This window comes from Kitasatospora sp. NPDC059571, assembly GCF_042735675.1.
GTDB lineage: Bacteria > Actinomycetota > Actinomycetes > Streptomycetales > Streptomycetaceae > Kitasatospora.
The window spans coordinates 1-7,308 of record NZ_JBHWBW010000405.1; the positions used below are offsets into that span (position 1 = coordinate 1).

The 7,308-nt window shown below is 74.4% G+C and carries 8 protein-coding genes; 3 read left to right on the forward strand and 5 right to left on the reverse strand.

Annotated elements, in window-relative coordinates:
- Positions 1–35: 35 nt before the first annotated feature.
- Together ACFV0G_RS31170 and ACFV0G_RS31175 are read right to left on the reverse strand one after the other, a co-directional pair.
- Positions 36–821, reverse strand: coding sequence for an HAD family acid phosphatase (locus tag ACFV0G_RS31170; protein ID WP_380555270.1), 786 nt, complete (start codon positions 819–821; stop codon positions 36–38).
- Between the two features lie 130 nt (positions 822–951).
- Positions 952–2,340 (reverse strand): uracil-xanthine permease family protein, encoded by a 1,389-nt coding sequence (locus tag ACFV0G_RS31175; RefSeq protein ID WP_380555272.1) that lies wholly within the window; start codon positions 2,338–2,340, stop codon positions 952–954.
- Between the two features lie 167 nt (positions 2,341–2,507).
- On the opposite strand from ACFV0G_RS31175, the gene ACFV0G_RS31180 reads away from it, so the two are divergent.
- Positions 2,508–2,957, forward strand: coding sequence for a hypothetical protein (locus ACFV0G_RS31180; protein ID WP_380555274.1), 450 nt, complete (start codon positions 2,508–2,510; stop codon positions 2,955–2,957).
- Positions 2,958–3,057: 100 nt separating this feature from the next.
- A complete protein-coding gene (locus ACFV0G_RS31185) occupies positions 3,058–4,254 on the forward strand; it encodes a hypothetical protein (protein ID WP_380555276.1) in 1,197 nt (398 codons plus the stop codon).
- Between the two features lie 87 nt (positions 4,255–4,341).
- Here the strand turns inward: ACFV0G_RS31185 and ACFV0G_RS31190 are convergent, their stop codons facing one another.
- The gene (locus ACFV0G_RS31190; RefSeq protein ID WP_380555278.1) at positions 4,342–4,749 is read right to left on the reverse strand and encodes a hypothetical protein; all 408 of its coding nucleotides are present in this window, start codon (positions 4,747–4,749) and stop codon (positions 4,342–4,344) included.
- A 95-nt stretch (positions 4,750–4,844) separates the two neighbouring features.
- A complete protein-coding gene (locus ACFV0G_RS31195; RefSeq protein ID WP_380555280.1) occupies positions 4,845–5,324 on the reverse strand; it encodes an Lrp/AsnC family transcriptional regulator in 480 nt (159 codons plus the stop codon).
- Positions 5,325–5,465: 141 nt separating this feature from the next.
- On the opposite strand from ACFV0G_RS31195, the gene ACFV0G_RS31200 reads away from it, so the two are divergent.
- Entirely contained in the window at positions 5,466–6,650 is a 1,185-nt protein-coding gene (locus ACFV0G_RS31200) for a trans-sulfuration enzyme family protein (RefSeq protein ID WP_380555282.1), read from the forward strand.
- A gap of 29 nt (positions 6,651–6,679) precedes the next feature.
- Here the strand turns inward: ACFV0G_RS31200 and ACFV0G_RS31205 are convergent, their stop codons facing one another.
- Positions 6,680–7,177, reverse strand: a complete 498-nt coding sequence (locus ACFV0G_RS31205) for a hypothetical protein (RefSeq protein WP_380555284.1) — start codon at positions 7,175–7,177, stop codon at positions 6,680–6,682.
- Between the last annotated feature and the right edge of the window lie 131 nt (positions 7,178–7,308).

Here is a 7,308-nt window from a genome sequence, read left to right on the forward strand (position 1 = left end):
GGGCGCGGGTCGGCGCGCCCGCCGCAGCGCGGGGATCAGGGGAGGTAGTACATCGGGTTCGGGATCTTGAACGTCTTGCCGGAGTGGCCGCCCGAGAGGTCGCTGTACTGGTCGCCGAAGTCGGCGACGATCTGGTAGCCGAGGCTCTCGATGTGGGCGCGGGTACCGGACTTGTACTCGATGGTGGTGCAGGTGGCGCCGCAGGCCAGGTACGCCGGCGGGTTCTCCTTGTTCTTCAGGTACAGGTGCGAGGCGTCCGCGGCGGGGAAGCCGACCGCGGCCAGGTTGGCGGCGGTGTAGGTGCGCTGCGCCTCGGGGCGGCCGGTGACGTAGAAGACCGTGTAGCCCTGCTGCTCGGCCCAGGTCGCCAGGGTGTTCATGCCGAACACGGCCGGCATGGTCTTGGTGGCGATGTACTGGGCGTTGCTGACCGGGTTGTAGACGAAGGTCGTCTCCAGCTCGTAGTTGTAGGTCGACAGCGAGGTGTCGTCCACGTCGAGCACGATGGCCTTCTTCTTGCCGTGCTCGTGCCGGGCCCGGGCCTGCAGGTACTGCTTGGCGTCCTTCTCGATCCCCGCGACCTGCTTGGCGTAGTTGCTGGTCTCCGACGGCCAGTGCTCGCCCTTGGCGTCGACGGTGTCGCCGTAGTACGCCTTGATGTCGCTGACCTCGTTGGTCATGTTGGTGATCTGGCGGTCGCTGCGCGGGGCCTTGGCGTCCGCGACCGCGAGGCCGCCGCCGGCCACCGCGCCGCCGACGACCACGCCGACCGCGAGGGTCACGAGGGTCTTCGAGCCGTTCCCGAGGGTCTTCCTGAGCATGTGGTTCTGCCCCCTTCTGCCGCCGGGCGGGGAGGGCGCGGTTCGCCCCCCGCAGGCCCGGCGCGCACGATGCGGGGATGAACGTACGGGCGGGTAACCATGCGGGTCAAGCAAACTCTACGCGCGGAGTCTACGCGCGATGCCCAAGGCCTGGCGCACCGTCATCCCCCGGTCCCCCGGCGGTCTTCGGCACGGGCGGCGCCTTCAGGTGCGCCGGGGCGAAGAACCGCAGGCCGTGGTAGCCGACGATGGTCACCAGGGTGCCCAGCGGGATGCCGTCGAGGGTGAAGTCCTCGGTGAACCTCAGCGACACCCCGCCGATGCCGATGATGATCCCGGCCGCGGTCGGCACCAGGTTGAGCGGGTTGCCGAGGTCGACCCGGTTCTCGTTCCAGATCTTCGCGCCGAGCAGGCCGATCATGCCGTAGAGCACCACCGTGATACCGCCGAGCACCCCGCCGGGCACGGCGGCCACCACCGCCCCGAACTTCGGGCAGAGGCCGAACAGCACCGCGAACACCGCCGCGCACAGGTAGGCCGCCGTGGAGTACACCCGGGTGGCCGCCATGACGCCGATGTTCTCCGCGTACGTGGTGGTGGCGGGCCCGCCCGCCGCGGTGGCGAGCACGCTCGCGGCGCCGTCCGCCGCGATCGCCCGGCCGAGGTCCGGGTCGAGGTCGTCCCCGGTCATCTCGGCCACCGCCTTCACGTGGCCCGCGTTCTCCGCGATCAGGGCGATCACCACCGGCAGCGCCAGCAGCACCGCCGAGCCCTTGAACTCCGGGCCGTGCAGCGAGGGGAAGCCGAACCAGTCGGCGTGCCGCACGGCCGACAGGTCCACCCGCCAGTGGTCGGTGACCTGCCCGGAGGCGTCCGGGGAGTGGATCCGTCCGAACAGCCGGTCCGCCACCCAGGAGGCCGCGTACCCGAAGACCAGGCCGAGGAAGACCGCGATCCGCGCCACGAAGCCGCGGGCGACCACCATCGCGCTGAGCGTGAACGCCATGGTCAGCAAGGCGATCCACTGGTCCTGCGGCCAGTACGTGGTGGCCACCACCGGCGCCAGGTTGAAGCCGATGATCATCACGACCGCGCCGGTGACCACCGGCGGCAGCACCGCGTGGACCACCCGGGCGCCCAGCCCGTGGACCGCCAGGCCCACCACGAAGAGCACCCCGCCGACCACCAGCATCGCCCCGGTCACCGTCGCGGTGCCGCCGCCGGCCGCCCGGATCGAGGCGGCGACCCCGACGAAGGCCAGGCTGCTGCCGAGGTAGCTGGGGATCCGGCCCCGGGTGGCCAGCAGGAACAGCATGGTGGCGATGCCGCTGAGCATCACCGCGAGGTTTGGGTCCAGCCCCATCAGCACCGGGGCGACGAAGGTCGCGCCGAACATCGCGACGACGTGCTGGGCGCCCAGCCCGGCCGTCCGCGGCCAGCTGAGCCGCTCACCGGGACGGACGACCTCGCCCGGTGCGGGCGTGCGGCCGTCCCCGTGCACCGTCCAGCCGAGGCCCATGGGCGTGCTCCCTGCTCTGCGGGGGCCGGTGGTCGTCGGCCATGCTGCCACGGCCCGGCCCCGGTGCCCGGCAGCCCGCGGGAAGCACGCCGGGCGTCGCGCGCTCGGGGGAATCTCGGGGTTGGCCCCTATGGATTTCCAGGGCCGGACAGGCGCACCGTGGAGCCATGGGACACGGAGATTTGTCGCGGAGTGAGAACCGTCAGGTTGCCGTCGCGGCGGCGACCCTGGGGCCCTGGCGGACCGCCGCGGCCGTCGGCGCGGTGGTCGGCGGTGCGGCGCTCGGGGTGGACGTCGTCACGGGCCACTGGTCCATGGACATCCTGGCCGGCCCCGTCGGCCTGGGCCTGTTCTTCTTCTTCCTGGTGGGCACCGTCGGAGGGCGGTTGCGCAAGGACGACGGGGACGGCCGGCTGCAGCGCTGGGCCGACGCCCACCCCTGGCAGTCGGCGCTGCCGGCGGCCGGCGCGCTCTGGGTGCTGAACACCCTGGCGATGACGCTGCTCGGCAGTTCGGGGCTGATCGGGGCGCTGTTCACCTCACTGCTGCCGGCCGGTCTGCTGCTCGCCGTCGCGGGCGTGGTCGGCTCGGTGAAGGCGGCGCGCAGGCGCGGCTGACGGACGAATCACGGGAAACCCGTACCGAACGATCACCGCGCGGACACCGCCCGGGCACCCGCCCGCGGCGGTGCCCGCGGTCGTCTGCATACTGTCGCGCGTGCCGACACTCGACGACCCTGCTCAGCCCCAGGGCGACCCCTTCGACGGCCTCGTCCTGGACGAGGACTTCATCCGCGCCGCGCCCGTGCGGGAGCAGTCCGGGCGGGCCCGGATGCTGGCCGCCCGGTGGAAGCACAACCCGCCGCAGAGCGAGTCCTGGCGGGCTCCGGCGGACGTGCCGCAGATCCGGCGCAGCCGGTTCGGGCGGCGGGCGAAGCGGGTGGACTCCCCCGGCGGCGGCCGGCGCCGGCAGCGGTGGGTGACGGTGCTCGCGGTGGCCGTCTCCGCCGCCTCGGTGCTCTTCCTGCTGAGCCTGGGGTGGCCGGACGCCGGCCCCCGGTCGTCCGCGCTGCCGCCGGTCGGGCCCGAGAGCGTGGCGCCGACGGCCGCGCCGCCCGGTGTCGCCCCGGACACGCCGACCGCCGAGCACCCGTGGGCCGGCTCGCCCGCGGACGCCTGGCCGGCCGGGGCGGAGGCGATCACCGTCCCCGACGCCGAGGCGGTCGGGGTGTTCTCCCGGAGCGAGGTCGCCGCGCAGCTCTCGGCGGTGCGGACCTTCCTGGTGCTCACCTCGGTCGACCCGAGGACGCTGGCCGGCTCCACGCCGCAGGCGGCGCTCGACCTGATGGACCGCAAGGAGCGGGAGCGGATGGAGCAGGACCTGGCGCACCCGGCCAAGGACTCCGACCCGACGGTCTGGCTCAGCCGCTTCGACCCGCGGGTCGCGGTGCCGGTGACCGACACCGTCAAGGTCCAGGGCCGGGTGACGTTCGAGGGCGACGGCGAGCGCGGCGTGGTGGTGCACACCGACTACACGTACGTCTACGCCGTACGCCCCGGGCCGGACGCCGGCCGGGCACCCGCGACCCCGGGCGGCGCCGGAACGGCCCGGCCGGTCGCCTGGAACGACACGGCGGACGCGCCCACCGTGGAGCGCGAGATCGTCCGCCGGGAGCTGGACTTCCGCTTCTACGACCCGGCGAAGTACCACGTGCAGCGCGGCAAGCTCTTCGTGTCCCACTCGCTGGCCTCGTTCGGCAACAACGTGTGCGGCTCGTACACCGGCTTCCTGCAGCCGGGATTCCCCCAGTTTCGGGGCAGCGCCACACCGAGCGGCCCGGCGACCCTCGACCCGTACGACCACAGCAAGCCGCTGGATCGGCACGAGGGCTGCGACGCCCTCTCCCGCAGCTGAACCCGCGTGCGCGGAGGCGGCGCCGCCCCCGGGAATCCCCGGAGTCGGCGCCGCCTCGGCGCTGTCGCGGTCCCGCCGGTGCGGCGGTCAGCCGACCTGGACCGGCCCGGAGCCGGCGGCCGGCTCGGCCCGGGCCGCAGCGGCGGGAGCCGTCGGGGCCGCGGCCTGCGGGGCCTGGGCGTACGGGGACCGGGCGTACGGCACCGGGGCGGCCGCCTGGCGGCGGTTCGCCAGCGAGCGGACGAAGTTGATCACCATCAGCACCGGCAGGATGAACGCCTTGAAGAAGAGGATGTACGAGCCACCCTCGAAGATGAAGGCGAGGTAGAAGGCGTAGCCGACGAAGCCGGCACCCGCGACGGCGTTGAAGATGCGCCAGCCCGTGCTCAGGCCGCCGAAGTTGACGGCACCGATGCCGATCATGGCGATGCCGCTGACGAACAGCAGCACGACGTACCAGGAGAACAGGGGCTCGGCGCTGAAATCGAGGTTCACAGACTTCTTCCCGTGGAAGGACAGGCGTTCGCTTGGTGCGGACGACCGCGAACGCTAGCGGGAGCCGGTGGCCGGTGTCGTGCGATTAAAGCCGGTCAGTCGGCGGCGGCCGGGGCGGCGCCGCGGACGTGGCCGAAGATGAGGCTGGTCTCGGTGTGCTGGACGGCCGGGTGGGCGGTGAGGTGCTGGAGGACGAAGTCCCGCAGGGCGTCGGTGTCGGCGACCGCGACGTGCAGCAGGTAGTCGTCGGCGCCGGCCAGGTGGTACGCCGCCACCACGCCGGGCAGCCGCGGGATCCCGCCGGCGAAGCTGCGGATCTGCTCGGTGGTGTGGGCGTGCAGCCGGACGGCGATCATCGCCTGGATGCCGAGGCCCGCCGCGGCGGGGTCGACGTCGGCATGGAAGCCGCGGATCACCCCGCGCTCGCGCAGCGCCCGGATCCGGCCGAGGCAGGTCGAGGGTGCGATGCCGACCGCCTCGGCGATGGCGTTGTTGGGCATCCGGGCGTCCGCGGCCAGCAGCCGCAGGATGGCGCGGTCGACGGGGGCCAGGGTGGGCTGCGGATTCTTCGGCACGGGGGCCACCTTCGGCCGCCGTCCCGAACATCCGCAAGACCTACCGGCGGGTAGTCGAATCTTCTTCCGATCGCTGGCCCGGCAGCCGCCACTGCTTCGAGCATGGGCGCACCCCCACACCCCCCGTTGAGGAGGCCACCCATGCCGCACCCCGACACTGCCGCCGCCCACCCCGACACCCGGGCGGTGCACGCCGGCCGCGCCGACCTGCGCGGGCTGGGCGTGCACGTGCCGCCGATCGACCTGTCCACCACCAACCCGCTCCCCGGGGTCGAGGCGGGAGGCGACAGCTACGAGGCGCTGGCGACCGGCGGGCTGCTCCCGGACGGTGGCAGCGCCGTCTACCAGCGGCTGTGGAACCCCACCACGGCCCGCTTCGAGCAGGCGCTGGCGGAGCTCGAGGAGTGCGAGCAGGCGGTGGCGTTCGGCTCCGGCATGGCGGCGCTCAGCGCCTGCCTGCTGGCCGCCCGCGCCGAGGGGCGCGGGCACGTGGTGGCCGTCCGCCCGCTGTACGGCGGCACCGACCACGTGCTGGCGACCGGGCTGCTGGGCACCGAGGTGACCTGGGCCCGGGCGGAGGAGGTGGCCGGCGCCCTGCGGCCGGACACCGGCCTGGTGGTGGTGGAGACCCCGGCCAACCCGACGCTGGAGCTGGTCGACCTGGCGGCGCTCGCCGAGCAGTGCGGCACCGTGCCGCTGCTGGTCGACAACACCTTCGCCACCCCCGTCCTCCAGCAGCCCGTGCGGCACGGGGCGACGATCGTGCTGCACAGCGCCACCAAGTACCTCGGCGGGCACGGCGACGTACTGGCCGGCGTGGTCGCCACCGACGCCGCGTGGGCCGAGCGGCTGCGCCGGGTCCGGGCGGTGACCGGCGGCATCCTGCACCCGCTGGCGGCGTACCTGCTGCACCGCGGGCTGCAGACGCTGCCGCTGCGGGTGCGCCACCAGGCCGCCGGGGCGGCCAAGGTCGCCGCCTGGCTGGGCGGGCACCCGGAGGTCGAGCGGGTGTACTACCCGGGCCTGCCGGAGTGCGACCCGCAGGGCCTGGTCGGGCGGCAGCTGGCGGGCGCCGGATCGGTGCTGGCCTTCTCGCTGCGGGGCGGCTACGAGGCCGCGGCCCGGGCGGCCGCGGGCTGCGGGCTGATCACCCACGCGGTGTCGCTGGGCGGGGTGGACTCGCTGATCCAGCACCCGGCCTCGCTGACCCACCGGCCGGTCGCCCCGGAGGCGCGCCCGCACCCCGGGCTGCTGCGCCTGTCGGTCGGCCTGGAGGACCCGGCGGACCTCTGCGCCGACCTGGAGCGGGCGCTGGCCGCGCACTGAGCCCGCGGCAGCGGGCCGAGGGCGGGCCGCTACCGGCGGCGCCGGCCGCCGCGCTCGGCCCGGCGCCGTTCGTGGCGCTGCACGGCCTGCTCGTACGCGGCGCGGTGGACGGCCTCGCCCGGGGCCTCGACCAGGCTGCGGAAGAAGTACACGGCGAGGGCGCCGACACCGCCGATCAGCCAGACCGCGCCGAGCGAGCGGTCCTCGGCCATCCAGCCGCTGAGGCTGTCCCGGCCCTCGGTGAGCACCTTCCACATCCGCATCGCGGACAGGCAGGTGCAGATCGCGATCGCGGCGACGAGCAGCACGTTCACGAAGCCGCCGGCGTCCGACATGCCGACGCCGGCGACCGCGAACCGCAGCAGCAGTGCGCCGGCCAGGGTGCACAGCAGCGCACCGATCGGTACCAGCACCCGGCGCAGCCGGTAGCCGCCGTCGTGCTCGACCCAGCCGGTGCCGAACCAGCGGATCGGCTCCGGGGCAGGGCCGGCGGCGGGTGCGGTCTGCGGGGTCCTCTGTTCGTCCACGGGTCCGATTATCGCCCGACTCGTCCGGACGCGGGGGGTTGGGGGCCCCCGCGGGGGGGGGGCGCGCCCCCGCCGGCGCGGCCACCCACCAGCGCGCGCGCCCCCCAGCCCCCCCCCCCCCCATCACCCCC

Coding starts and splice junctions, on each gene's coding strand:
- ACFV0G_RS31170 (WP_380555270.1), bottom strand. CDS start 821: ATGCTCAGGAAGACCCTCGGGAACGGCTCGAAGACCCTCGTGACCCTC.
- ACFV0G_RS31175 (WP_380555272.1), bottom strand. CDS start 2,340: ATGGGCCTCGGCTGGACGGTGCACGGGGACGGCCGCACGCCCGCACCG.
- ACFV0G_RS31180 (WP_380555274.1), top strand. CDS start 2,508: ATGGGACACGGAGATTTGTCGCGGAGTGAGAACCGTCAGGTTGCCGTC.
- ACFV0G_RS31200 (WP_380555282.1), top strand. CDS start 5,466: ATGCCGCACCCCGACACTGCCGCCGCCCACCCCGACACCCGGGCGGTG.